Source organism: Mesorhizobium sp. M7A.F.Ca.CA.001.08.2.1, assembly GCF_003998455.1.
GTDB classification, from domain to species: Bacteria; Pseudomonadota; Alphaproteobacteria; order Rhizobiales; family Rhizobiaceae; genus Mesorhizobium; species Mesorhizobium ciceri.
In genome coordinates, this window is the sequence record NZ_RZPW01000014.1 from 1 (window position 1) to 24,330 (window position 24,330).

Annotated in this window: 22 protein-coding genes and 1 pseudogene; 12 read left to right on the forward strand and 11 right to left on the reverse strand. The window is 63.7% G+C overall.

From position 1 onward, the window contains the following. Positions 1 to 735, forward strand: a pseudogene (locus EN914_RS01895) (metalloprotease); the annotation flags it as partial. Between the two features lie 24 nt (positions 736 to 759). On the opposite strand, the gene EN914_RS01900 reads toward EN914_RS01895, so the two are convergent. Then, on the reverse strand, positions 760 to 1,623 hold the full coding sequence (locus EN914_RS01900) for an RNA polymerase factor sigma-32 (protein ID WP_013529172.1): 864 nt from the start codon (positions 1,621 to 1,623) through the stop codon (positions 760 to 762). A gap of 322 nt (positions 1,624 to 1,945) precedes the next feature. On the opposite strand from EN914_RS01900, the gene EN914_RS01905 reads away from it, so the two are divergent. The 3 genes from EN914_RS01905 (at position 1,946) to EN914_RS01915 (ending at position 4,294) form a co-directional block, all read left to right on the forward strand. Then, on the forward strand, positions 1,946 to 2,719 hold the full coding sequence (locus EN914_RS01905; protein ID WP_013529173.1) for an amino acid ABC transporter substrate-binding protein: 774 nt from the start codon (positions 1,946 to 1,948) through the stop codon (positions 2,717 to 2,719). A 127-nt stretch (positions 2,720 to 2,846) separates the two neighbouring features. Next, positions 2,847 to 3,527, forward strand: coding sequence for an amino acid ABC transporter permease (locus EN914_RS01910; protein ID WP_013529174.1), 681 nt, complete (start codon positions 2,847 to 2,849; stop codon positions 3,525 to 3,527). Next, complete coding sequence (locus tag EN914_RS01915) at positions 3,524 to 4,294, forward strand: amino acid ABC transporter ATP-binding protein (protein ID WP_013529175.1); 771 nt, start codon at positions 3,524 to 3,526, stop codon at positions 4,292 to 4,294. Before EN914_RS01910 ends, EN914_RS01915 begins: the two co-directional genes overlap by 4 nt. A gap of 181 nt (positions 4,295 to 4,475) precedes the next feature. Here EN914_RS01915 and EN914_RS01920 read toward each other — a convergent pair whose 3' ends face one another. Beyond that, on the reverse strand, positions 4,476 to 5,087 hold the full coding sequence (locus EN914_RS01920; protein ID WP_024502939.1) for a LysE family translocator: 612 nt from the start codon (positions 5,085 to 5,087) through the stop codon (positions 4,476 to 4,478). A 155-nt stretch (positions 5,088 to 5,242) separates the two neighbouring features. Further along, positions 5,243 to 5,902 (reverse strand): response regulator transcription factor, encoded by a 660-nt coding sequence (locus tag EN914_RS01925; RefSeq protein WP_024502940.1) that lies wholly within the window; start codon positions 5,900 to 5,902, stop codon positions 5,243 to 5,245. A gap of 130 nt (positions 5,903 to 6,032) precedes the next feature. Between EN914_RS01925 and EN914_RS01930 the strand changes: the two genes are divergently transcribed. Further along, positions 6,033 to 7,802 carry an ATP-binding protein gene (locus tag EN914_RS01930; protein WP_024502941.1) on the forward strand — a complete coding sequence of 590 codons (1,770 nt, stop codon included), beginning with the start codon at positions 6,033 to 6,035 and terminating at the stop codon, positions 7,800 to 7,802. Between the two features lie 166 nt (positions 7,803 to 7,968). Here the strand turns inward: EN914_RS01930 and EN914_RS01935 are convergent, their stop codons facing one another. The 6 genes from EN914_RS01935 to EN914_RS01965 all read right to left on the reverse strand — a co-directional run bounded on the left by EN914_RS01935 (position 7,969) and on the right by EN914_RS01965 (position 16,116). Further along, positions 7,969 to 8,550: a CarD family transcriptional regulator gene (locus EN914_RS01935; protein WP_013529179.1), complete on the reverse strand. Its 582-nt coding sequence runs from the start codon at positions 8,548 to 8,550 to the stop codon at positions 7,969 to 7,971. Positions 8,551 to 8,917: 367 nt separating this feature from the next. Next, entirely contained in the window at positions 8,918 to 9,256 is a 339-nt protein-coding gene (gene fdxA / locus EN914_RS01940; RefSeq protein WP_013529180.1) for a ferredoxin FdxA, read from the reverse strand. A 234-nt stretch (positions 9,257 to 9,490) separates the two neighbouring features. Beyond that, entirely contained in the window at positions 9,491 to 9,877 is a 387-nt protein-coding gene (locus EN914_RS01945; protein WP_013529181.1) for an RNA-binding S4 domain-containing protein, read from the reverse strand. A gap of 16 nt (positions 9,878 to 9,893) precedes the next feature. Further along, positions 9,894 to 13,286, reverse strand: coding sequence for a helicase-related protein (locus EN914_RS01950; RefSeq protein WP_024502943.1), 3,393 nt, complete (start codon positions 13,284 to 13,286; stop codon positions 9,894 to 9,896). Positions 13,287 to 14,013: 727 nt separating this feature from the next. Beyond that, on the reverse strand, positions 14,014 to 14,739 hold the full coding sequence (phbB, locus tag EN914_RS01960; RefSeq protein ID WP_013529183.1) for an acetoacetyl-CoA reductase: 726 nt from the start codon (positions 14,737 to 14,739) through the stop codon (positions 14,014 to 14,016). A gap of 198 nt (positions 14,740 to 14,937) precedes the next feature. Continuing rightward, the gene (locus EN914_RS01965) at positions 14,938 to 16,116 is read right to left on the reverse strand and encodes an acetyl-CoA C-acetyltransferase (protein ID WP_024502944.1); all 1,179 of its coding nucleotides are present in this window, start codon (positions 16,114 to 16,116) and stop codon (positions 14,938 to 14,940) included. Positions 16,117 to 16,202: 86 nt separating this feature from the next. Here EN914_RS01965 and EN914_RS39825 point away from each other — a divergent pair, with 86 nt between their 5' ends. Next, positions 16,203 to 16,331 carry a hypothetical protein gene (locus EN914_RS39825; RefSeq protein WP_255337222.1) on the forward strand — a complete coding sequence of 43 codons (129 nt, stop codon included), beginning with the start codon at positions 16,203 to 16,205 and terminating at the stop codon, positions 16,329 to 16,331. 84 nt (positions 16,332 to 16,415) lie between these two features. After that, the gene (gene phaR, locus EN914_RS01970; RefSeq protein WP_013529185.1) at positions 16,416 to 17,027 is read left to right on the forward strand and encodes a polyhydroxyalkanoate synthesis repressor PhaR; all 612 of its coding nucleotides are present in this window, start codon (positions 16,416 to 16,418) and stop codon (positions 17,025 to 17,027) included. Between the two features lie 21 nt (positions 17,028 to 17,048). On the opposite strand, the gene EN914_RS01975 is transcribed toward phaR, so the two are convergent. Beyond that, positions 17,049 to 18,188: a citrate synthase gene (locus EN914_RS01975; RefSeq protein ID WP_024502945.1), complete on the reverse strand. Its 1,140-nt coding sequence runs from the start codon at positions 18,186 to 18,188 to the stop codon at positions 17,049 to 17,051. Positions 18,189 to 18,280: 92 nt separating this feature from the next. On the opposite strand from EN914_RS01975, the gene EN914_RS01980 reads away from it, so the two are divergent. The 3 genes from EN914_RS01980 (at position 18,281) to EN914_RS01990 (ending at position 21,519) form a co-directional block, all read left to right on the forward strand. Beyond that, a complete protein-coding gene (locus tag EN914_RS01980) occupies positions 18,281 to 19,369 on the forward strand; it encodes a citrate synthase/methylcitrate synthase (RefSeq protein WP_024502946.1) in 1,089 nt (362 codons plus the stop codon). 187 nt (positions 19,370 to 19,556) lie between these two features. Continuing rightward, entirely contained in the window at positions 19,557 to 20,339 is a 783-nt protein-coding gene (locus EN914_RS01985) for a 3-hydroxybutyrate dehydrogenase (RefSeq protein WP_081714253.1), read from the forward strand. Between the two features lie 49 nt (positions 20,340 to 20,388). Then, complete coding sequence (locus tag EN914_RS01990) at positions 20,389 to 21,519, forward strand: patatin-like phospholipase family protein (RefSeq protein WP_013529189.1); 1,131 nt, start codon at positions 20,389 to 20,391, stop codon at positions 21,517 to 21,519. A gap of 33 nt (positions 21,520 to 21,552) precedes the next feature. On the opposite strand, the gene EN914_RS01995 is transcribed toward EN914_RS01990, so the two are convergent. Next, positions 21,553 to 22,149 carry a TetR/AcrR family transcriptional regulator gene (locus EN914_RS01995; protein WP_013529190.1) on the reverse strand — a complete coding sequence of 199 codons (597 nt, stop codon included), beginning with the start codon at positions 22,147 to 22,149 and terminating at the stop codon, positions 21,553 to 21,555. Between the two features lie 122 nt (positions 22,150 to 22,271). On the opposite strand from EN914_RS01995, the gene EN914_RS02000 reads away from it, so the two are divergent. Next, entirely contained in the window at positions 22,272 to 22,733 is a 462-nt protein-coding gene (locus EN914_RS02000; RefSeq protein ID WP_013529191.1) for a (2Fe-2S)-binding protein, read from the forward strand. 2 nt (positions 22,734 to 22,735) lie between these two features. Then, positions 22,736 to 24,330: molybdopterin cofactor-binding domain-containing protein (locus EN914_RS02005; RefSeq protein ID WP_164778645.1), on the forward strand; the 1,595-nt coding region annotated here is incomplete at its 3' end.

A 24,330-nucleotide genomic window follows, 5' to 3' on the forward strand; every position in this document is an offset into this window, starting at 1 on the left:
CACCCCAATACGCCGCAGCGCATCGATCTGGCGCAGCGCCATGCCCGCCAGTTCGGCGCGCCGGGCGTCGGCACGCGAGACCGCGATTCCTTCCTCGCCGGCATAGACGGCCTGCTCTATGGCGACACGCCGGAAGAAGGCTATGTGCGCGGCGAAACCTTCCTGCATCCGGGCCTTGGCGTTTCGTTCACGGTACCGGACGGCTTCATCATCGACAATTCGGCGGCAGCGGTGACGGCCACCGGCCCCGGCGACATAGCGATCCGTTTCGATGGCGTGTCGATCGACAAGAACCGGGCGCTGACGGACTATATCCGCAGCGGCTGGGTGGCTGGTCTCGTCGACAGCAGCGTCAGGCAGGAAACCATCAACGGCAACGAGGCAGCGACCGCGCATGCCGGCGCCGAAGGCTGGCAGTTCGACATTGCGGTGATCCGCGCCGGCGGCCAGGTCTATCGGCTGCTGACCGCGGCCCCTTCGGCCAGCACGTCGCTGGACACAATCGCCCGCTCGGTCAGCGGCTCGTTCCGGATCTTGAGTGCCGCCGAAAAGGCGGCGCTGAAGCCGCTGCGCATCCGCGTCGTCACTGTCCAGCCTGGGCAGACGATGGGTTCGCTTTCGGCGCAGATGGTCGGCGTCGACCGTAAGCTCGACCTGTTCCGCGTCCTCAACGCGCTGTCGCCTGGTGCCGCGGTTTCGGCCGGCGACAAGGTCAAGATCGTCACGGACAAGTAGGCACCTCCGGACGCCTGCCGCCGTTCAGGCGGCAGTCGCCATGAACTCCGGATTCTGCTTCACCAACGCGACCTTCAGCTTTTCCATGGCGCGGGCCTCGATCTGGCGGACGCGTTCCTTGGAGATGCCGAGGGTTTCGCCGAGCGCTTCCAGCGTCGCGCCCTCGTCGTTAAGCCGGCGTTCCTCGATGATCCTCAACTCCCGTGCGTTGAGCGCGCGAAGCGCCTCCCTCAGCCAGAGCGAGCGGCGCGCGACATCGATCTTGTCGCCGACGATCTCGTCGGGCAGCGGATCGTCCGAGACCAGGAATTCCATGCGCTCGGTCGAACCCGCATCGTCGGCAACCGGCATGTTGAGTGAGGAGTCGGGAGCCGACAGCCGCGAATCCATCATCGCCACGTCGGCTTCGGAGACGCCGAGTGCTTCCGATACTTCGCGATAGAGCGTTGCGTTTGACAGTGGCTCGGCGCCATTCGCCAGCCGCGCGCGCAGGCGTCGCAGGTTGAAGAACAGCGCCTTCTGCGCCGAGCTGGTGCCGCCACGCACGATCGACCAGTTGCGCAGGATGTAGTCCTGCATCGAGGCCCGGATCCACCATGTCGCATAGGTCGAGAACCGCACCTCGCGCTCCGGCTCGAAGCGGGCAGCGGCCTCGAGCAGTCCGACATGACCCTCCTGGACCAGGTCGCCGAGCGGCAGGCCGTAATGGCGGAATTTGGAGGCCATGGAAATGACCAGCCGCATATGCGCGACGGTGATGCTGTGCAGCGCGTTCTGGTCGTTGTCCTCTTTCCAGAGCAATGCAAGCCGATGCTCTTCGTCACGCTCGAGGTAGGGAGCCTTCATCGCCGCGCGGACCATGATCCGTCCTGCCGTGTCTTCCATCATGAGGCGCTCCCTGGGTGGTGCGGATGACTTTGCAAACTTGGCTGGCGCCTGGGTTGAAATGGCGGCGTCGTGCCCTAGAACAGCCAGAACTGCCATGCGCGGGAAAGGTTCCGCGACCGTGGCTGCGGGTATGTGTTGCCCGACGGGCTCCGGGGATGATCCGCGACAGTTCTGGTGCCGGCTGGAAAGCGCCAGTTTGAGTATCCGATTTCAGAAACTGGTTGTTTTTGGAATTCTGTTCCTTATTTTTTCGGCTTGCATCTGTCAGTTTCCATCGCTCACAATATGCCGGTCGGCCGGCCAAGGACGGGATCACAGAAAAATGAAATGGCTCAAGTCGCTCATCATCGCCGGAACGCTGCAGGCCTTGGCTGTCACCGCAGGCCATGCCGGCGCCAATCTCGACCAGATCAAGCAGGCCGGGGTCATCAAGGTCGGCACGGAAGGCACTTATGCGCCATTCACCTATCATGACACTTCGGGCGCACTGGTCGGCTTCGACGTCGAAATCGCCAAGGCGATCGCCGACAAGCTCGGCGTCAAGGTCGAATTCCTCGAAGGCAAGTGGGACGGGCTGATCGCCGGCCTCGACGCCAATCGCTATGACGCCGTCATCAACGAGGTCGGCATCACCGATGCCCGCAAGGCCAAGTACGACTTCTCCGATCCTTACATCGCCTCCAAGGCGGTGCTGATCGTGCGCGGCGACAACACAGACATCAAGACCTTTGCCGATCTCAAGGGCAAGAAGTCGGCGCAGTCGCTGACCTCGAATTTCGGCAAGCTGGCCGAAACGAACGGCGCCGAGCTGGTCGGCACCGATGGCTTCGACCAATCGATCCAGCTGCTTCTGACAGGCCGTGCCGACGCCACGATCAATGACAGCCTGTCGTTCCTCGACTTCAAGAAGCACAAGCCCGACGCCAATGTGAAGATCGCCGCGCAAGAGGAAAACGCCGACTATTCCGGCGTCATCGTGCGCAAGGGCGATCCGGAGCTGGTCGCGGCGATCAACAAGGCGCTGGCCGACATCAAGGCCGACGGCACCTATAAGAAAATCTCCGACACCTATTTCGGCCAGGACGTTTCGAAGTAATCTATGAGGCGGGCCGCTCCGCGGCCCACAGGACATATCGAGCGGCGAGTCGTCTTTGACGGTCCGCCGCTTTTGTCGTGATATGTCGCGCCTCGACGAAAGCCTCGACTTATTTGGAGGGTCTTACGTGCCGCACTGGCTGCAACTGATGCTGGAGTCGCTGCCTTCGCTGTTGTGGGCGGCGCTGATCTTCACCGTGCCGCTGACGCTGTTGTCCTTCGTCCTTGGACTGACCGTTGGGTTGGGTGCGGCGCTTGCCCGGCTGTTTGGTCCGAAACCGCTGGTCGCGCTGGTGCGCTTCTATGTCTGGATCTTCCGCGGCACGCCGCTGCTGGTGCAGCTGTTCCTTATCTTCTACGGCCTGCCGTCGGTCGGTATCCTGCTCGACGCCTTCACGGCGGCGTTGATCGGCTTCACGCTCAACATCGGCGCCTACACGTCGGAAATCATCCGCGCGGCCATAGGGTCGGTGCCGAAGGGCCAGTGGGAAGCGGCCTATTCGATCGGCATGACCTGGAGCCAGGCGATGCGGCGCACCATCCTGCCGCAAGCCGGCCGGGTCGCGGTGCCGCCGCTTTCCAACACCTTCATCTCATTGGTCAAGGATACGTCGCTGGCCGCCGCCATCACCGTGCCGGAGATGTTCCAGGCGGCGCAGCGCATCGTCGCCACCACCTATGAGCCGCTGATCCTCTATGTCGAGGCGGCGATCCTCTATCTGGCGCTGAGTTCGGTGCTGTCGGCCTTGCAGACGCGGCTGGAGACCCGGCTCAACCGCTATGGCGGCTTCCTGGAGGCACGCTCATGATCGGCCTCAGCAACATCGAAAAGCGCTTTGGCGACAATCTCGTGTTGAAGGGCGTGACGGTCACCATTGCCGAAGGCAGCGTCACGGCGCTGGTCGGCCCGTCGGGCGGGGGAAAGAGCACCCTGCTGCGCTGCATCAACCTCCTGGAGATCCCGACCTCGGGCACGGTGCGCATCGGCGACGAGACGCTCGAATTCCATCCTGGTGGCAGGGTTCCGGCCAGGGATATCCAGCGCCTGCGGCTGCAGACCGGCATGGTGTTCCAGAACTTCCAGCTGTTTCCGCATCGCACCGCGATCGAGAACGTCATGGAAGGGCTGGTGACGGTGCTGAAATGGGCGCCTGAGAGGGCACGCGAGCGGGCGCTGGCTCTGCTGGAGAAGGTGGGGATGGCGCACAAGGCCGACGCCTGGCCGGCGACGCTGTCGGGCGGCCAGCAGCAGCGCGTGGCGATCGCCCGCGCCTTGGCGCCGTCGCCGAAAGTGCTGCTCTGCGACGAGCCGACCTCGGCACTCGACCCGGAACTGGCGCAAGAGGTGGTCGACGTGCTTGGCAAGCTCGCCAGTGAAGGCACGACCATGGTGATGGCGACGCATGATCTGCGCCTCGCCTCCAAGATCGCCAAGGAAGTGGTGTTCCTCGATGCCGGCGTCGTCGTCGAGAAGGGACCGGCCGCGGTGCTGTTCAACAATCCGGAGCAGCAACGGACGAAGCGGTTCATTGCGACGCTGAAGCAGGAGGCTGAGAAGGAAGGCGGCGGCGGGTAGGCGCGGCCTAGGGTCTGTAGAATTCGGGCGATGGCCCCGAAGGCGCGCCGGTTCCGGTATATCTTGCCGGATGCGCGAGCAGGCCGTCAGCCATCCTTCGGCATATCGGGCCTTGCCGCCAGCAGCCGCTGAAATTTCACCGTCAGATCTCCCCCGAAATCGCGGCTCTTCATTTGCAGGTTCAGATATGATGGCTGACGAGCGCCACGCCAAGTCCGATGAGGATCGAACCGCATGTCTTGGGGATCACCCATCCGGCGCCAGTGAACCGGCCAACGGCGAGCGAGGCGATGCCGACCGCCGCAAGGTCGGCCATCGAGAAGATGAGATTGACGATGATGCCGAGGATGAGGAACTGCAACCCGACGGCCATGCCGGCTGACGGATCCACGAACTGCGGCAGGAAGGTCAGGAAGAACAGTGCCGTCTTGGGATTGAGGATCTCGACGACCATGCTGTCGCGAAATGTATTCGGGGCCGGCCTGGCACCATCCTCACCCATCCGGTTCCAGCCCAGGAACATGGCAAGGCCCAGCGAAATGAGATATGCGGCGCCCGCCCATCGGATCACCAAGAAAGCGACCGGCGCGTGTTCCATCAGTGCGGCGAGCCCGACCGCCGCGGCCAGGATGTGCACGTAACAACCAAGATGGACACCCAGTGCCGCCATCAATCCGGCCTGACGGCCATGGGCCAGCGTCTGCGCTGTCATGTAGAGAATCGCCGGTCCTGGCATGCAGGCGAAGGCGAGCGTTGCGAGGGCGAACGGAATCCAGAGATCCAGCGATGGCATGACAGCTCCTCCCATGATCAAGCCGTGGGAGGAGTAGGCCGGGGGGCAGGCCGAAAACATACGGCGGATGCCGTATTTGGATGATGATCGGGTTTGGCTAATCTGCCGATGGTTAAGGGGACGTTGCCGGGTTGCCCATTGTCGCGGCTGCGATATCAGCCGGTGGGCAATCCCAGACGAACCGCGTAGGCGGTCAGTTCGGCGGTGTTGTGGAGACTGAGCTTGCCCATCAGATTTTCGCGATGTTTGCGAGCGGTCGGCAGGCTGATGCCCAGTCGTTCGGCGATGTCGCGCGTGATCATGCCTTGCGCCACCAGTTGAAGGATCTGCCGTTCGCGCCGCGTCAGCGGTACCGGGGACAGGATTTCCTGCGCGGCTATCGGCTCGCTGTCCCTGCCTATATCGCTGACCGCGAAGCGAACGGTTTTCGCCAGATAGGTGCCTCCGTTCTTGACCGCTTCGATGGCAGCGCCGAGTTCCTCGGGATCGCCATCCTTGGTCAGGTAGGCGTTGGCGCCGGCGCTGAGCGCGGCGCGTACTGTCCTCGGCTCGACATTGGCCGTCAGCACCACGATCCGCAGGCGTGGCGCCAAGGTCCTGATGGTGGCGATAAACTGCATCCCGGCCACACCCGGCATGCCGAGGTCGAGGATCAAAAGGTCGGCGCGCGTGCTTCGCAGCTGGCCAAGCAGCGCCTCGCCATCCGCAGCCTCGGCGACGACCGAGACATTGTCCATAGCCGAGATAAGCAGCTTCAGCCCCTCGCGCACGATGGCATGGTCGTCGGCGAGTATGGCGGTGAGCGAGCGGTTCATCGGGGCACCATCCAGGGCTGCAGCGGCGTATATGGATCGATCGCCAACTTATGCGAAACAGGTTGCCGGTAGATCAACGGTACCGGGGAAGACCGGCCGGAGAATTACTTGGGACAATTGGAGGGATTCGATGCAGGAAGACAAGATACGCCAGGCCCTGGTCGAACTCCTGTATCGCAATTCCTACGGCGTGGTCATCTCCAACATCGTGATCTCGATGGCGGCGGTCTATGTTCTGAGAACGGCCGTTTCCGCCAATTGGCTGACCGGCTGGCTGGTGGCGCTGTATCTGCTGACGGCTATCCGGGTGCTGGCGTCGCGCCGTTTTTTCAGCCGCTCAAGGGATCGCGGCTCGATCTTGCGCTGGGCATGGCTGGCCACGGCGTTTTCCTGTATGTCGGGCCTTCTGTGGGGGGTGCTTGGCTGGGTCGGCTTTATGCCCGAGGCGCCGATCGTGCTGTCCTTCACGGTCATCGTCCTGACTGGTCTCGTCTGCGGTACGGTGCCGTCGCTGTCGGCCTTTCCGCCGGCGCTGGTCGGTTCCATCCTGGCCACGGTGGTGCCGGTCGCCTTGCGCTGCTTGACCACCCAAAGCGATATTTCCGGCGCCTTCCTGTTCCTGCTCGCATCGCTGGTGGCGATCAATTTCTACTACTGCCGTATCACCTACCGCATGCTGCGCGAAACCGTCAGCCTGCGACTGGAGAACGAAACGCTGGTCGAGCACCTGCAAGAGGAACGCGACAGGGCGCAGACCGCCGACCGTGCCAAGACGCGTTTTCTGGCGGCGGCGAGTCACGATCTGCGCCAACCGATCCATGCCCTGAGCCTGCTGGTCTCGACGCTTGCCATATTGGGGCAGCGCGGCGACGTACCCTCCGGCGAGGCGCGCGATCTGGCCAGCCGGGCGAAATCGGTTGTCAGCAACTTCAGTGGGCTGCTCAACGCTTTGCTCGATATCTCGCGGCTCGATGCGGGCATCGTCACGGTCACGAGCGAGGCGGTGCCGCTGCGCGACCTCTTTGGTGATCTTCGCAATGAATTCGCCGCCGAGGCAAAACAACGCGGACTTACGTGGCGCGTGGTAGACAGCAGTCTCTACGTCGACAGCGACCCGATGATGTTGAAGCGCATCCTCAACAACCTGGTCTCGAATGCCCTTCGCTACACCAAGCAAGGTGGTGTCCTGCTGGGCTGTCGCCGGCGCGGCGCATGTGTGGAGATACAGGTCCTCGACAGCGGCCCCGGCATCCCCGCCGATCAGCAGGGGATGGTCTTCGAGGAGTTCGTGCAGTTGCAGAACCCGGCGCGGGACCGCACGCAAGGCCTGGGACTCGGGCTCGCCATCGTTCGCCGCACCGCCGAGCTGTTGGGGCACCCCCTGAAATTGGCTTCGACGTCCGGGCGCGGTTCCCTGTTTTCCATCACCGTCGCGAAGGCCGGCGCGGTGCAAGCTCGCTTGGAGGTCGACACGACATCGCCGGCCAGCAGTGCCGCCGGCATCATGGTGGTCGAGGACGAGGGCGACGTTCTCGATGCCATGGTGCGCTTGCTCAGCCTGGAGGGACATCGTGTCTATCCCGGCCGCTCCGCCGCAGAGGCGCAGGAGGCCCATACGGCGGCGCTGGCTGCCGGCGATGCGCCGGTCGACCTGATCATCGCAGACTACCGTCTCGAGAATGACACCACCGGCACCGACGCGATCCGTGCGCTTCACGCCCATATCGGCCGGCTTGTCCCGACCATCATCATTACTGGCGATACGTCGCCGGCGCGCCTCAAGGAGATCAGCGCCAGCGGCAGCCGCATCCTGCACAAGCCGATCGCCGACGAGGAATTGCGCGAGACCATTGCCGCGGTCTGCTTTGGCGGCAAGGCGATAAGTGGCGACACACGTTAAAACGAAAACGCGCGCTCGACGGCTCGGCGCGCCGGCAAGCCGCGATGCAGCACGCTGGTGCGCAGGGCCTACCAACATCGAAGCTGCCGCCCGAAAGCAAAAGAGGCCCCGGTCAAACCGGAGCCTCCAATCGTTTCTGGCAGGATTTCTCGAAAGGTGAGAAAGATCAGGCAGCTTCTTCCTGCTCGGCCTCTTCATTGTCGGCCTTGGCGCCACGCTTAGGGCCCTTGTTGAGGTTGACCTCGATCAAGCGCACGGCTTCGGTTTCCGACATGCGGTTGACGGCCGCGATCTCGCGGGCCATGCGGTCGAGCGCCGCCTCGTAGAGCTGACGCTCGGAATAGGACTGCTCCGGCTGGTTGTCGGCGCGGTAGAGGTCACGCACGACTTCCGAGATCGAGATCAGGTCGCCCGAATTGATCTTCGCATCATATTCCTGGGCGCGGCGCGACCACATGGTGCGCTTGACGCGGGCGCGGCCCTGCACGACCTTCAGCGCGCGTTCGACATAATCCTCTTCCGACAGCTTGCGCATGCCGATGGAGGTCGCCTTGGCGACCGGCACCTTCAGGCGCATCTTGTCCTTCGAGAAGTCGATGACGAACAGTTCCAGCTTGTGTCCAGCAACTTCCTGCTCGTCGATCGAGACGATCTGGCCGACGCCATGCGCCGGGTAGACGATGTACTCGCCGGTCTTGAAACCGTGACGCGCAGCGGTGGACTTCTTCTGCGGGGTGATCGTTGCCATTGCGCACTGAACTCCTTGTTGTGGTACCGGCGTCCTGCCGGCCCGAACTCGCGCGATCGGAGAAACCGACCGTTAGCCGCACAACAGATGAACCCATCGGAAAAGCCGGACCGGCAAACCGCAACATCGCGACCGCCTGGCCCAGATCGCTCTGGTCCGAATGGGATTTTCACCTTTCAGTGATTTGGGGCGTCTGCGCCATAAATCGACGTTGTGTCACCGGCATGTTTCGCTGATGTAACACAAAAAGTCGGAAGAATCAAGGTTTTGCTGCATACGCGAAGGCCACAACCCGGCGCCGGCTGTCAAGCCGGTTAATGTGACGTGCCTCTTACCCTGCGTAATACCGGCCTTTCCGGCCGTATTGTCAATCGCCTTCGCCGGGCTCGGCGGAGAAGTATTTCTCGAACTTGCCGGCCTCGCCGTCGAAGGATTTCGCGTCTGCCGGCGGTTCCTTCTTGGCGGTGATGTTGGGCCATTTCTCGGCGTATTCAGTGTTGACCTGCAGCCATTTGTCGAGGCCGGGCTCGGTGTCGGGCTTGATCGCGTCGGCCGGGCATTCCGGCTCGCAAACACCGCAGTCGATGCACTCGTCGGGATGGATGACGAGCATGTTCTCGCCTTCGTAGAAACAATCGACCGGACAGACCTCGATGCAGTCCATGTATTTGCATTTGATGCAATTGTCGGTCACGACATAGGTCATCGGTCGGCTCCGGGACGTCCCATTTTGTTGGGCTTTTTCCGTCAGGTAACGCCTTTGGCCGCTGCTTGCAAGGGCAGCCATTCCTGTCGGCATCAGCGTTTCGAAATGGAATTCCAGGCAGCCGGCGCCCCAGAGGCCGGCGACCTCATGCAGGGCTTCCTGTTTGTCGGGTTCAGTTTTGCTTCAAACACGTGGTTATCCTGGCAAGCGCCGCCTGTTTTTGGACGCCAGGCATCAATCTTCGCCGAGCAATCGGTCGGTCTGGCGACGTTCCTTCTTGGTCGGGCGGCCGCTGCCGGCCTCGCGCAGCCCCGGAATTGCATCGGGAGGGGCTTCGCCCTTCGGTGCGGGCGGTGGCGACATATCCTCGTAGAGCGTACGGGCTTCCTCGGCCGGGCCGCGTCGCGCACCCGCGCCGAGGACCTTCCAGATGAAGATGCGCCGCTCGAGCGTGATGGTCAGGACGTCGCCTGGCTTGACCTGATCTGAGGCCTGCGCTGCTTTGTCGCGATTGATGCGGACCCGGCCGGCGACGACCAACTTCGCCGCCAGCGAGCGCGATTTCACGACGCGGGAGAAGAACAGCCATTTGTCGATGCGCTGGCGGCCTTCGGCAACCATCGAAGCGAGCCGGGTTCTACTTCTTCAATTGGTCGCGCAGAGCGGCGAGCTTGGCGAAGGGCGAATCCGGATCGAAACGCACCGGGCGCTCCTCGCGCGGCTTTGGCTGGAAGGCGGGCTTGCCGCCTTGCGGACCACCCTTGCCATCCGGCCTGCCACCCTTCCAGTCGGGACGGCCTTCGCGGCGGTCGGGACGCTCGCCCTGCGGCCTGTCACGTCGCTGTTCGCCTTCGGCCTGCGGCTTGGGTTTGAACTTCGAGCGGTCGAAGCGCGGCTTGCCGGCTCCATCGCGCCGTCCTTCATGGGCCGGACGCTCTCCGGGTGCAGCGGCGTTCGGTGCGCCGGCGTCCGCAGGCGCATCGCTTCGGCCGCGCGCTTGTCCGTTGCGTGGGCGATTGTTCCTGCGGTTGTCGTCGCGGTTGCGCGGGCGCTGTTCGAAACGACCCTGACGCCACAACAGGATGGGTTTTGGCGCTTCGGCTTCCGGAGCGGGTTCCCCGGTGGCTGCTTCAGTCACCGTCACGGGTTCGTCCGGCGCGGCGTCCGTTGCCGGCGCGGCATTTGACACCAGCTCGGCCGGTGCAACTTCTTCTGCCGCTGCGGCTTCAGTCTCGGCAGCTTCAGCCTCTGCCTGCGGTTCAACCGGTTCCGGTTCAGGAGCAGCCTCGGCAACAGGCGCTTCGTCTTGCACGGTTTCGACCGGAGCGTCCGCCTGTTCTTCCACGGCAGGCGCAGCAGGTTCCGCCGCGGCGTCGGAGGTGATTTCGGTCGCCGTTTCCGAAACGGCCACTGCGTCCGATGCCGGCTCCGACCCTTCGACTGCTGCCTCTGCTGCGGCGTCCGCCGCCTTGGTCTGCTCGGCTCGTGCAGCCTCTTCCGCCGCAAGCTTCGCCATCGCTGCTTCGCGCGCGGCATTGTCCTGTGCTTCGAGCCGCGCCTTGACCTCGACGGCCGGCTTCGGCTCGGCACGGTAGCCGAGACCTTTGAGGATCTCTTCCATGTCGTCCGCGGTGGCGCCGAGGATCGACATCATCGGCGGCGTCACCATGAAGGACTGGCCGTCATAGGCGCCGTCCGGGCGCTGGCCGAGACCGGGCTTCCAGTTGGTCGCCGGGCGGATCAGATCCGCCAGCCGTTCCAGGATGTCGATGCGCACGGCGCGACGGCCGAGATTGCGGTAGCCGGCAAGCTTGTAGAAGGTCTTGTCGAAGGCCGGGTCGATGACCACCGAGGTGCGACCCGAGGCGAGCGCATGGACCACGTCGCCAAAACCTGGCTTGTCCTTGCCGTCGTTCTTCAGCGCCCACAGCAGCGTCACCAGCCCGGCAGGCGCCGGCTTGATCAGCGCCGGCACGAAGACATGGTAGGCGCCGAAGCGCACGCCAAGCCGGCGAAGGGCTGCGCGACCTTCCTGGTCGAGCGACTTCATCTCCTCGGCGATGTCGCGGCGGTTGATGAGGCCGAAATTCTCGACCAGCTGGAAGGCGATGCCACGGCCGATGCCGGAAATCTGGTCGGCGTTTTTCAAGTCGACCAGCGGCTTCAGCAGCGACTCGATCTGGAAATTGACGAAACGCTCGGCACGTGCGGCGACCTTGTCGCGCGCCGGGCCGGTCAGTTGTTCGTCGGCCAGCAGCACCAGCCGCGGCTTCAGCGCGTCTTCGCCTGATACAAGCGTGCCGATCGGCGCACCGATCCAGCGCAGCGTGCCATCTGACCCGAGCGCGATATCGCCATTGGCCGAGGCGCCGAAGCGTTCGGCGCGCGCCTCGAACTCGGCGGCCAGCGCCTTCTGGGCAGCGGTGCGCACCGCCTTGGCGTCTTCGCCGCCGGCGGTCTGGTCGGCGGTGAAGCGGAACCCTTGCAGCTCGCCGACATGGTGGCCTTCGACAAGGACGGTTCCGGTAGAACTAATTTCGGCTTCAGGCATGGTATTTTCTCTAAGGCGCCGCATGAGGACGGAAGTCCTGCGGTCTACGAAGCGTTTCGTCAACCGCTCATGCAGCGCATCCGACAATCTGTCTTCGATTTCGCGCGTCTTTTCCTGCCAGTGTGCCTGATCGGCCAGCCAGCCGGGCCGGTTCGACACGAATGTCCAGGTGCGGATCTGGGCAATGCGATGCGAGAGCGTATCAATGTCGCCCTCTGTTGTGTCGGCGCGGCGCACCTGCTCGGCCATGTAATTCTCGTCGACATGGCCGTGGCGTGCGAGGTCCGTGTAGATCGAGGCAATGAGGTCGGCATGCTGGGCCGGCGCGATCCTGCGGTAGTCGGGCAGCGCGCAGGCTTCCCACAGCAGCGCCACGCGCTTGGCATTGGTGGTGAGTGCGCGGATGTCCTCGTCGCGCGACAGATGCTCGAGCGCCTGTGCATCGACGGCAGGCAATGCCCGTGTCAGTCCCTCGACCGGGGCGTTGGTTTCGATCGAGCGCTTCAGCGCGTCGAGGCTGGCAAAGTCGAAATGTGCGGTGCGCCATTGCAGCACCTTCACCGGGTCGAAGTCGTGGCCTTCGATCTTCTTGATCAGATCCTCGTCCAGCGGGTCGACCTGGCCGGTGACACCGAACGTGCCGTCGCGCAGATGCCGGCCGGCGCGGCCGGCGATCTGGCCAAGCTCGGCCGCCGTCAGATTGCGGTACTGGAAGCCGTCGAACTTGCGATTCTGGGCGAAGGCGACGTGGTCGAGATCGAGGTTGAGACCCATGCCGATGGCATCGGTGGCGATGAGGTAGTCGACATCGCCGGACTGGAACAGCGCCACCTGGGCGTTGCGGGTGCGCGGCGAGAGCGCGCCGAGCACGACGGCGGCACCGCCCTGCTGGCGGCGGATCAACTCAGCGATGGCGTAGACCTCGTCGGCGGAAAAGGCGACGATCGCCGTGCGCCGCGGCAGGCGGGTCAGCTTCTTGGAGCCGGCATAGGCAAGATGCGACAGCCTCGGCCGCGTCACCACCGAGACACCCCTCAGCAGGCGCTGCAGGATACTTTGCATGGTGGCGGCGCCCAGCAGCAGCGTTTCCTGGCGGCCGCGCAGGTGCAGGATGCGATCGGTGAAGATGTGGCCGCGCTCGAGGTCGCCGGCGAGCTGCACCTCGTCGATGGCGACGAAGGCGGCGTCGGTCTCGCGCGGCATGGCCTCGACGGTGCAGACCGAATATTTGGCGCCCGGTGGCTGGATCTTTTCCTCGCCGGTAATCAGCGCAACCTTGTGGGCGCCGACCTTTTCGCAGACGCGGGCGTAGACCTCGCGCGCCAGAAGCCTGAGCGGCAGGCCGATGATTCCACTCTCATGCGCCACCATGCGCTCGATGGCGAGATGGGTCTTGCCGGTGTTGGTCGGCCCGAGCACGGCGGTCACGTCGCGGCCCGACAGGATCAGCGGCTCAGTGTGTTTGGGCTGGATGTTCATCAACCTAGAATAAGGCTTCCGGGACCTGGAGATAAGGCTTCTGGCCTCTGGTTGTCGGGAGCGTGCCTCAAATGGGCGCGTATGACAGGCGACACATAGGGATTTCGGGCGCGAAGCGAAAGCGGAATGTTCCGTCGGCGGCCAGAAGGTGGTTCTGTCAAGCTCTCAATCAGATGCGGATTAACGGATAGAACGAGTCTGGAACGAATCGGCGACGAATCAGTGACTCCTGCAGATTCAGCTTTTGTTCACGGCTATATGTGGATTTCGCGACCACGACACGCACCACATGCTGAATCGCTGAACTGGCCCGTTTCGTGCTAAGAGGGCATTGCCATTAACCTTTGCCGATAAACGATCACAATGGCTTGGCGTGCCTCGACCAAGGTTATGAAATTGTTGATCTTTCTTAATCTGCGTTAAGCAATTGGCAGGGGATTCCGGCTGTCGTCGTTAACGTTCAGCTCAAAGCCGGAACGAATCGGCGACGAATCAGTGATGGCGGAATTTTCCCGTTTTGTTCACCTCAATATCTTGTGTTGTGAACAGCTTATCCACCGAGAATCCACAGGCTTGGAAGCTGGTTTCGCACAGGCCGGCCGGGCCGCTGTTAACCTCTGCGTGCCGGATTGGGTCAGCAGCCGTGCTGTCACTTCGAAGGACCATGGCGCCAACGAAAACGGGCCGGCGCGCCGGCCCGTCGATCTCTGCGCCTACATCGCCGTCGTCAGGCGAAATACTGGCCGCCATTGGCCGTGATGGTCGAGCCGGTGATGAAGCCGGCATCTTCGGATGCGAGGAAGACGACGCAGCGCGCGATTTCCTCGGGCTCACCGAGGCGGCCGACAGGAATCTGGGGAATGATGCGCTCGTTGAGCACCTTCTCGTCGATCGCCTTGACCATCTCGGTGGCGATATAGCCGGGACAGATGACGTTGACCGTGATGCCGGCGCGCGCCCCCTCTTGGGCGAGAGCCTTGCTGAAACCGATATCGCCGGCCTTGGCGGCGGAATAGTTGACCTGGCCGGCCTGGCCCTTCTGGCCGTTGATCGAGGAGATGGTGATGATGCGGCCGAACTTGCGGTCGCGCATCCCGCTCCACAGCGGATGCGTCATGTTGAAGACGCCGGACAGGTTGGTGTCGATGACCTCTTTCCACTGCTCGCGCGTGATCTTGTGGAACATGGCGTCGCGGGTGATGCCGGCATTGTTGACCAGCACCGAGACCGGGCCGAGATCGGCCTCGACCTGCTTGATGCCGGCGGCGCAGGCATCATAGTCGGCGACCGACCATTTGTAGACCGGAATGCCGGTCTCAGCCTTGAATTTCGCCGCTGCGGCGTCATTGCCGGCATAGTTCGCCGCAACCGAATAGCCGACGGTCTTCAATGCGATCGAGATCGCCGCGCCGATGCCGCGCGATCCGCCTGTGACGATTGCTACCTTGGTCATGCATTTCCCCTTTTTTGATATCGCCCTGTTGTCGGGCTTGGCAGGCACTGGATACAGAACGGGCGGCTAAAGCGCGTCGCGCTGAGGTAGATTCAGGCGATGCGCTTCAGATGTTTGGTTTTATGCATGTCGGTGTTCCCAAAACCGCTGCGCGCTTTTGGGCGACATGCATGCACGCCGCCCTTTTAGTGACTTTCTTCAGAGTGCTTCGACACACATGGCGACGCCCATGCCGCCGCCGATGCACAGGGTAGCGAGACCCTTCTTGGCGCCGCGCCGGCGCATTTCGAAGACCAGCGTGTTGAAGACGCGAGCGCCGGACGCACCGATCGGATGGCCGATGGCGATGGCGCCGCCATTGACGTTGACGATCGAGGGATCCCAGCCCATGTCCTTGTTGACGGCGCAGGCCTGCGCCGCAAAGGCTTCGTTGGCCTCGACCAGGTCGAGATCGCCGACCGACCAGCCGGCCTTCTCCAAGGCCTTGCGCGAGGCGGGAATGGGTCCGGTGCCCATGATCTGCGGATCGACGCCGGCGGTTGCCCAGGACACGATGCGCGCCAGCGGGGTGATGCCGCGCCTCACCGCTTCCGCTTCGCTCATCAGCAGCGCGCCGGCGGCGCCGTCATTGATGCCGGAGGCGTTGGCGGCGGTTACCGTGCCGTCCTTGTCGAAAGCCGGTTTCAGCTTGGTCATGGCGTCGATCGTGGCGCCGTGGCGGATGTATTCGTCCTGGTCGACGATGGTGTCGCCCTTCTTGCCCTTGATGGTGACGGCGACGATCTCGTCCTTGAACTTGCCGGCCTTCTGCGCGGCCTCGGCCTTGTTTTGCGAGGCGAGCGCGAACTGGTCCTGGTCTTCGCGGGTGATCTGGAACTGACGCGCGACGTTTTCGGCTGTGTTGCCCATGTGGTAACCGTTGAAGGCGTCCCACAGCCCGTCCTTGATCATGGTGTCGATCAGCTTGAAGTCGCCCATCTTGACGCCGGCGCGCAGGTGCTGGGCATGCGTCGAAAGCGACATCGATTCCTGGCCTCCGGCGACGATCACCTTGGCATCGCCGATGGCGATCTGCTGCATGCCGAGCGCGATGGCGCGCAGGCCCGAGCCGCAAACCTGATTGAGGCCCCAGGCGGTGGTTTCCTTGGGCAGGCCGGCATTGATCGATGCCTGGCGGGCCGGGTTCTGGCCTTGCGCGGCGGTCAGCACCTGGCCGAGGATGACCTCGTCGACCTCGCCTGGTTCGACGCCGGCACGCGACAGCAATTCCGTGATGACGACGGCGCCGAGCTCATGCGCCGGGGTGGCGGCGAAAGCGCCGTTGAAGGAGCCGACCGGCGTGCGCGCCGCACTGGCAATGACGATGGAAGCGGACATTTTCTTCTCCAGACTTCAAGGGTGTTGCTCTGTCGTTGGGGACTTTTCTTGCCCTTTCCCAACCCCAAGTCAAACCGGAAATGGGCATGGCGCCCATGCGCCGCAAGCAGGCCATGCCTTGCCATGGCGGCCATTCGTCCATTGCTGCGCAGCATATTTTGCCTGCCATGCAGCATTTAGTGATCCCGCACTGCACAAACTGCTTGGAATTGTGAGGCTTTTGCGCATATCCTCAAAAAAGGCACAATCGTTATCGGCGGCTTACTCAGAGGCGCGCCGGTGTCCCCGGGAGGATGTAGATGGCCGCTAAAGACGATCCGATCATCATCAAGAAATACGCCAATCGCCGCCTCTACAACACCGGCACCAGCACCTATGTGACGCTCGAGGACCTCGCCGAGATGGTCAAGAAGGGCGAGGAGTTCACCGTCCAGGACGCCAAGACCGGCGACGACATCACGCATCCGGTGTTGACCCAGATCATCTTCGAACTGGAGAACAAGGACGGGCAGAACATGCTGCCGATCCCGTTCCTGCGCCAGCTCATCGCTTATTACGGTGACCAGATGCAGATGATCGTCCCGAGCTTCCTCGAACAGTCGATGCTTGCCTTTTCCAAGGAGCAGGAGCGTTTTCGCGAGCAGATGAAGGGGGCGCTCGGCAAGTCGCCGCTCGACATGATGAAGATCACCACGCCGATCAAGGCGCTGGAGGAACAGACACGCCGCAACATGGAAATGTTCCAGAATGCGATGCGGCTGTTCACGCCGTTCCCGCCTGCGGGGTCCACGCCAGCCGCTGCGACGTCGCCCGAGCCGGCCAGGAAGGAAACGCCTGACAAGCCCGACGATCTTCAGGAACTGAAGGACCAGATCGCGGCCATGCAGCGCAAGCTCGACACGATGTCCTGAGCGCCTGGCGTTCTTGCGACCTTACACCAGCACGCCCTCATAGCGGCCGCGCGGCCGGATGACACTTCCGCTTGTTATCTGTTCGACCGTGTGCGCGGCCCAGCCGACGCTGCGTGCGAGCGCGAACAGGCGGAACGGTGCATCGCGCGGCAAGCCTAGGCTGCGCGTCAGCGCGGCCAGCCCAAAGTCGATGTTGGGAAGCGCGCCGGTCGCCGCAAAGGCAGCATCGCGCAGCGACGATAGTGTGCCGTCAACCTCGATCACCGACAGCAGCGCCGCCCCGCGGGGGTCGCCGTCAGGATAGAGCTGATGACCGAACCCCGGCAGCGGCCGGTCATGGCTGAGCCAGCGCCGGATCGTCGCATCGGCGCCATGCCGCGCCGCATCCTCCGCCAGTTGCATCACCGCCTCGCCGGCGCCGCCATGGCGCGGGCCTGACAGCGTCGCGAGCCCTGCCAGCAGGCAAGCGGCCAGCGGCGCGCCGGTCGAGGCTGCGACGCGCGCGGCGAAGGTCGACGCATTCAGTTCATGATCGGCAAGCAGGACAAGCGCACGGCGGATCGCATCGGCGCGGCCGGCATCCACCGACCAGTCCTGCGCAAGCCGCTGATGGACGGGATTTGACCCCGCCGGTGCGCCCAGCGCGGCGGCCAGCACGCCGACCGCGTGCGCGGCATCGGTATGCAGCGAGGCGGCGCTGCGCCCGAGCGACGGGCGCCCCTGGCCGGCAAGCACGGCAAGTTGCGCAAAGGCCGAGGCTCGGCCAGCTTGATGGGGTGCGTCCGGCGACGCTGCTTCGAAAGCCACCGGTTTCGGCAGAGCCCACAGAACGGCGGCGGCTTCTTCCAGTGTGGCGTGCCCGGAGAGCACTGCGGCGTCCTGCCCGCGATAGATGAGCCGACCGTGCGAGACGGTCGAAATCGCCGTTACGATCGAGGGCTCGCCCCAGGCGATGGCGCTTTCGGCGATGACTGACGGGCTGCGGCCGCGCGCCCGGCGGGTCGCCAGTGCGGCGATATCGTCGGCGCGGTACTGGCTGCGGCGCGGATCGGCGCGGTCGGGCCGCATGCCGATGCGCCCACGGCTGACATAGGCGTACAGCGTCTGCGCCCGCACCTTGAGTCTCTCCAGCGCCTCTTCCCGGGACAACCACTCGGACATATCGAGCCCTGATATTGATTCTATTGATCAAGATTGATGGAAACGTTGCCCATCTCTATCTCCGATCCGGAAATGCTTCAAGGAGACAGGCTATGGCGAATGGGCTCGATGATGTGGTGGCGGCGGAAACCGTGCTTTCCGATGTGGATGGTCTTGGCGGCCGTCTGACGATCCGAGGTCATTCGCTGCCGGAACTGGCCGGCCGTTGGAACTATGCCCAGGTGGTTAGGCTGCTGCTGGATGGCTTTTTCAACGACCTTCCCGATGATGCGCAACTGACGCGGGCGCTGGGACAGGCGCGTGCGGACGTGTTCGAACGGCTCTTGCCCTCGCTGCCTTTGCTGGCGCCCCTCGATGTCTACAGCGCCATGCGCGCCGGCATCGCGCAGCTGCCGGATGGCGAGACCTTGACCGACGCCTTGCTGCTGATCGCGGCGCCCGCCGTGCTGACGCCGGCGCTGCTGCGCCTGCGGCGCGGCGAGCAGCCGATCGCGCCGGACAGCCGCACCGATCATGCCGCCGACATGCTGAGGATGCTGAGCGGCCGCGTCGCCTCGCCGGCGCTCACAAAAGCGCTCGACACCTATCTGGTGACCGTCTGCGACCATGGCCTCAACGCATCGACCTTTGCGACGCGCGTGGTCGCCTCCACGCAGGCCGGCCAGACATCCTCTGTGCTGGCCGGGCTTGGCGCGCTCAAAGGGCCGCTGCATGGTGGCGCGCCTGGCCCTGTCATCGAGATGCTGGATGCGATCCAGGCGCATGGCGATGCCGCCGGCTGGCTGCGCAACGAGATCGCGCAGGGCAGGCGCATCATGGGGTTCGGCCATCGCATCTACCGTGTGCGCGATCCGCGCGCCGATGTGCTGAAGGCCGTCGTGCGGCAACTCGGCGGCGAGGGCGAAACCGGTCGCCGGCTGGCCTTTGCGGAGACCGTCGAGCAAACGGCGCTCGAGGTGCTTAGGATCGCAAAGCCGCAGCGTTCGCTGCAGACCAATGTCGAGTTCTACACCGCGCTGGTGCTGCAAGCGGCGGGCTTTCCGCCGCAAGCTTTCAGCAATGTCTTTGCCGCCGGGCGCGTGGCCGGCTGGATCGCGCATGCGCGTGAACAGCAGACGACTGGACGGCTGATCCGACCGCAGTCGCGCTATGTCGGGCCGGTGCCGGACCTGGTCGCCTGAGGTTCTTTCGGCGCCTGGCGAGCGACACCGATCCGATCAGAATCCTCCTGGTGAGCGGCCGTGTGGCCGCCCATGACGAAAATTTCATCTCGTCGAAAAATTCTGGCCGCTGTTATTGCGTCGCATTGAGCATATATGCTGCACTGCAACATAAGATCGCTCTTGCCGCAACCAGAGGATTTCGACCTTGGCCGCCAGAAAAACCGCAGTCATCACCGGCTCCACATCGGGCATTGGCCTGGCCATCGCCCAGGCGTTGGCGGCCGAAGGCCATAATGTCGTCGTCAACTCCTTCTCCGACACGGCTGCCGACCACGCCATCGCTGACGCGATCGCCAGACAGCACAAGGTGAAGACGGCCTATATCAAGGCCGACATGTCGAAGCCGGCCGAATGCCGGGCGCTGATCGCCAAGGCGGCCGAGACATTCGGTTCGGTCGATATTCTCGTCAACAATGCAGGCATCCAGCATGTCGCGCCGGTGGAAGAGTTCCCGATCGAGAAATGGGACGCCATCATTGCCATCAACCTGTCGTCGGCGTTCCACACCATCGCGGCCGCCATCCCGCTGATGAAAAAGGCCGGCGGCGGCCGGATTGTCAACATCGCCTCGGCGCATGGCCTGGTCGCGTCGCCGTTCAAATCGGCCTATGTCTCGGCCAAGCACGGCATCATGGGATTGACCAAAACCGTTGCGCTCGAACTGGCGCGCGAAAAAATCACCTGCAACGCCATCTGCCCCGGCTATGTGCTGACGCCGCTGGTCGAGGCGCAGATCCCCGCCCAGATGAAAGCCCATCAGATGGACCGCGAGACCGTCGTCCGTGAGGTCATGCTGGACAAGCAGCCGACCAAGGAATTTGTCACGGTGGAGCAGATCGCGGCAGCGGCGGTGTTCCTGTGCTCGGACGCGGCAGCGCAGGTCAACGGCACGCATCTCTCGGTCGATGGCGGCTGGACCGCCGCGTGAGGCGCAAAACTCTCTCATCCACCCAAAGGGACAGATCAAGGACGACGCCATGACCAAGAACGGCAAGGCGGAGGAGACGAAGAAGATCAACGTAGCGCTTCAGGGCGGCGGCTCGCACGGGGCCTTTTCCTGGGGTGTGCTCGACCGGCTGCTGGAGGACGGACGGCTGGAGATATCAGCAGTGTCCGGCACCAGCGCCGGCGCCATGAACGCGGTGGCGCTGGCCGACGGATATGTGCGCGGCGGTGTCGAAGGCGCGCGGCAAAAACTTGACGATTTCTGGCGCGCGGTGGCGGCCAAGGGGCGGTTCAGCCCGGTGCAGCGCATGCCGTGGGACGTCGCCTGGGGCAACTGGTCGATCGAGAACACGCCCGGCTATCTCTTCTTCGATACCATGTCGCGGGTGTTCTCGCCCTATGTCGCCAACCCACTCGGCCTCAATCCGCTGCGCGACGTGGTGCAGCAGGAGATCGATTTCGAGAACGTCCGCGCCTGCAAGTCGATGGAACTGTTCATCTCGGCGACCAATGTCGAGACCGGACAGTTGCGCGTCTTTTCCGACGGGGAGATCGACCTCGATACGGTGATGGCCTCGGCCTGCCTGCCGCAATTGTTCCGCGCCGTCGAGATCAAGGGCGTGCCCTATTGGGATGGCGGCTATGGCGGCAATCCGGCGCTTTATCCGTTCTTCAAGACGGCCGCGACCGAGGACGTGCTTCTGGTGCAGATCAATCCGGTGGTGCGCGAGGGAACACCAAGAAGCGCCAACGAGATCCAGAACCGCATCGACGAGATCACCTTCAACGCCGGGCTGCTGCGCGAATTCCGCTCGATTGCCTTCGTCAAGGAGCTGATCGCCGCCGGCCGTCTGCCGCATGGCGAGTATCGCGACATCCGCATGCACCGCATCGATGCCGACGAGGCGTTCAAGGACCTGTCGGCGTCCTCGAAGGTCAACGCCGAATGGGCGTTTCTGACCTACCTCAGAGATCTCGGCCGCACCGCCGCCAGCGACTGGCTGGAAGAGAATTACGACGCCGTCGGCAAGCGACCGACGCTCGATCTCTCCGGCGAACTGGATGACGGCTACAAGCCGGTGCGCGGTCCGGCACCCGGCCGGCGGGTCAAGGAATTTCTTGCGGCCCGCAAGAACCCGGAGGCAGAGCGCCGGCGCGCCTGAGCGACCAATCGATGTGCATCGATTGGTCCGCAATCATGCTTTCAAGGTCAGGTCGATCACCCTGATCAGGGCAGCGGCTGCCTGCCGCTGCCCTTCCGGATCTCTGATCCGCGCCTTCATGCCTTCCAGCCCGTCGAGCAGCATGTCGGCAAGCAGTTGCGCCGACAGGCCCCTGGCCGCCAGATCGACGCCGTTCCTGGCTGCCTCGCCCTCTATCGCGGCGCCGATGTGTTGGCCAAGCCCGCCGCGCCAGCAGCCCACCAGATCGCCAAGGCTCGATTTCATGTCCAGCAATTCGGCGCCGTGCGGCGAGGCAACGACCGCGCTCATCATCGAGATAAAGGCCTCATCGATGGCTCGCATCATGCGCTCGGTGAAAGGGCCGTCGCCGGATAGGGCAAACCTTGCCGCCTCGACCGAGCGCGACAGGATCATCATGGCGATGGCGCGGAAAATGTCGGTCTTGTTCTTGAACAGGAGATAGAGCGCCGGGCGCGACATGTCGGCGGCACGGGCAATGTCGTCCATGGTGGTGCGCGAGAAGCCATAGGCCAAAAACACCTTCATCGCGCCATCCAGAATACGGACGCGTTTGGGATCGGCGGTGGCGGTGTCTTCGATCTGGTTCATAGAGCAATTCTATCCTGCAAAATCCTAATTGACAAAATGACGAAATTTGTCAATCTGTATCGGAGCGAAACGGCCGGGAGGCCGCTTCGCCCTTGGCAGTGGACGACAACAAAGGGTATCCCATGCGCCTCACCGTCGACGGTCAGTCATTCGATATCGACGCCGATCCGGACATGCCGCTGCTGTGGGCACTGCGCGATCTCATTGGCAAGACCGGGCCAAAGTTTGGCTGCGGCATCGCCGCCTGCGGCGCCTGCACTGTGCATGTCGACGGTCAGCCGGTGCGTTCCTGCTCACTCCCAGTTGGGCAGGTCAGCGGCGCTGTCACCACCATTGAAGGCATCGGCACGGCAGGCGGACTGCATCCGGTGCAGCAGGCATGGCTGGAGGAACAGGTCGCGCAATGCGGCTACTGCCAGGCCGGCCAGATCATGAGCGCGGTGGCGCTGCTCGATGAAGTCGCCGACCCAAGCGATGCCGACATCGACAACGCCATGGGCGGCAATCTCTGCCGCTGCGGCACCTATCCCAAAATCCGCTCGGCCATCAAAAAGGCCGCGGCGCTCAAGACGGCGGGGCTCTGACCATGGCCAGGGTCGGAAAGATCGCCCGCCGCACGTTTCTGATTGGCGCTGCCGCTGTCGCTGGCGGCGTTGCCGTCGGCTATTACTACTATCGCAAGCCGTTCCCGAACCCGCTCGAGGCCGAGCTTGGCAAGGGCGAGGCGACGTTCAACCCTTATGTGAAAATCGGCGCCGACAACACCATCACCATCGTCGCGCCGCGCGCCGAGATGGGGCAAGGCATTTCGACGACGCTGGCGGCCATGGTCGCAGAGGAACTCGACGTCGGGCTCGACCGGGTCATGGTCGAGCATGGACCGGCATCCCATGCCTACTACAACGCCGCGATCCTCGAGGAGGGCGGTCCGTTCGCCTTCTTCGATGAAAGCATGACCGCGCAGGCGGTGCGTTCCGGTCTCGGTGTGGTCGGCAAATTCCTTGCCCTGCAGGGCACCGGCGGTTCGGCTTCGACACGCGACGGTTTTGACAAGATGCGGCAAGCGGGTGCCGCTGCCCGGCAGATGCTGGTCGCAGCGGCAGCGCAAAAACTGGGTATCGCGGCGGCCGATCTGGAAACGGCCGACGGTTCGATCCTGCACAAGGCGTCGGGCAAATCGCTGACCTACGGCGCGGTCGCCGCGGCTGCCGCCGTGATGGCGCCGCCGGCCGAAGTCAGGCTCAAGGACCGGGCCGACTGGAAGCTGCTGGGAAAGCCGCAGAAGCGCATCGACATGCTGGCAAAGCTCACCGGGGCGCCGATCTTCGGCATCGATGTCCGGCTGCCGGAGATGGTCTACGGCACGGTCAAGATGAGCCCGCGCTTCTGGTCGAAGCCGGTCAAGGCGGACCTCTCCAAAGCCGAGAAAATGCCTGGGGTGATCAAGATCGTGCCGCTCGAGACGAATTACGGCCATGGCTTCGGTATCATCGCGAATAATACATGGGCAGCATTCAAGGCGGCCGAGGCGATCGACGCCCAGTGGTCCGATCCCGAATACCCGCTCGGCAGCGCCGCCATTTCAGACGTGCTGAAGCAGGCGCTCGGCACCAAGGGATCGGTGATGCGCGACAATGGCGATGTCGATACCGCCTTTGCCGACGCGCCGCGCGAAAAGATCGTCGAGGCAGACTATGCCGTGCCCTATCTGGCGCATGCGACGATGGAGCCGATGAACGCCACGGCACAGTTCAGGGACGGCGTGCTCGACATCTGGTGCGGCAACCAGGCGCCGACCCTGGTGCGGCAGCTTTGCGCCAACGCGGTCGGCATCGAGCAGGACAAGATCAATGTGCACACCACCTTCATGGGCGGCGGTTTCGGCCGGCGCGTCGAGATGGACTACGCGCTGTGTGCCGCGCTGATGGCGAAGGAGACGGGCGGACGCCCGATCAAGGTGACCTGGACGCGTGAAGAAGACATGCGCCACGACGCCTACCGACCGGCCGCAATAGGCAAGTTCCAGGCGCGGCTCGGTGACGATGGCATGCCGATCGCGGTCGACATGAAGATGGCCTCGCCATCGGTGATCGCCGGTACGCTGCGCCGGCTGTTTCCCTCGATATCGCCGCTCGGTCCCGACAAGACCATTGTCGACGGCGCCTATGACCAGCCCTACAC

Excerpts from the sequence above, each read along its gene's own strand:
- EN914_RS01935 (WP_013529179.1), bottom strand. The coding sequence starts at position 8,550 with ATGGCAACGATCACCCCGCAGAAGAAGTCCACCGCTGCGCGTCACGGT.
- EN914_RS01930 (WP_024502941.1), top strand. The coding sequence starts at position 6,033 with ATGCAGGAAGACAAGATACGCCAGGCCCTGGTCGAACTCCTGTATCGC.
- EN914_RS01990 (WP_013529189.1), top strand. The coding sequence starts at position 20,389 with ATGACCAAGAACGGCAAGGCGGAGGAGACGAAGAAGATCAACGTAGCG.
- EN914_RS01975 (WP_024502945.1), bottom strand. The coding sequence starts at position 18,188 with ATGTCCGAGTGGTTGTCCCGGGAAGAGGCGCTGGAGAGACTCAAGGTG.
- EN914_RS01900 (WP_013529172.1), bottom strand. The coding sequence starts at position 1,623 with ATGATGGAAGACACGGCAGGACGGATCATGGTCCGCGCGGCGATGAAG.
- EN914_RS01980 (WP_024502946.1), top strand. The coding sequence starts at position 18,281 with ATGGCGAATGGGCTCGATGATGTGGTGGCGGCGGAAACCGTGCTTTCC.
- EN914_RS01915 (WP_013529175.1), top strand. The coding sequence starts at position 3,524 with ATGATCGGCCTCAGCAACATCGAAAAGCGCTTTGGCGACAATCTCGTG.
- EN914_RS01945 (WP_013529181.1), bottom strand. The coding sequence starts at position 9,877 with ATGGTTGCCGAAGGCCGCCAGCGCATCGACAAATGGCTGTTCTTCTCC.
- EN914_RS01920 (WP_024502939.1), bottom strand. The coding sequence starts at position 5,087 with ATGCCATCGCTGGATCTCTGGATTCCGTTCGCCCTCGCAACGCTCGCC.
- EN914_RS01925 (WP_024502940.1), bottom strand. The coding sequence starts at position 5,902 with ATGAACCGCTCGCTCACCGCCATACTCGCCGACGACCATGCCATCGTG.
- phbB (WP_013529183.1), bottom strand. The coding sequence starts at position 14,739 with ATGACCAAGGTAGCAATCGTCACAGGCGGATCGCGCGGCATCGGCGCG.
- EN914_RS39825 (WP_255337222.1), top strand. The coding sequence starts at position 16,203 with ATGGCGCCCATGCGCCGCAAGCAGGCCATGCCTTGCCATGGCGGCCAT.
- EN914_RS01905 (WP_013529173.1), top strand. The coding sequence starts at position 1,946 with ATGAAATGGCTCAAGTCGCTCATCATCGCCGGAACGCTGCAGGCCTTG.
- EN914_RS01965 (WP_024502944.1), bottom strand. The coding sequence starts at position 16,116 with ATGTCCGCTTCCATCGTCATTGCCAGTGCGGCGCGCACGCCGGTCGGC.
- EN914_RS02000 (WP_013529191.1), top strand. The coding sequence starts at position 22,272 with ATGCGCCTCACCGTCGACGGTCAGTCATTCGATATCGACGCCGATCCG.
- fdxA (WP_013529180.1), bottom strand. The coding sequence starts at position 9,256 with ATGACCTATGTCGTGACCGACAATTGCATCAAATGCAAATACATGGAC.
- phaR (WP_013529185.1), top strand. The coding sequence starts at position 16,416 with ATGGCCGCTAAAGACGATCCGATCATCATCAAGAAATACGCCAATCGC.
- EN914_RS01995 (WP_013529190.1), bottom strand. The coding sequence starts at position 22,149 with ATGAACCAGATCGAAGACACCGCCACCGCCGATCCCAAACGCGTCCGT.
- EN914_RS01950 (WP_024502943.1), bottom strand. The coding sequence starts at position 13,286 with ATGAACATCCAGCCCAAACACACTGAGCCGCTGATCCTGTCGGGCCGC.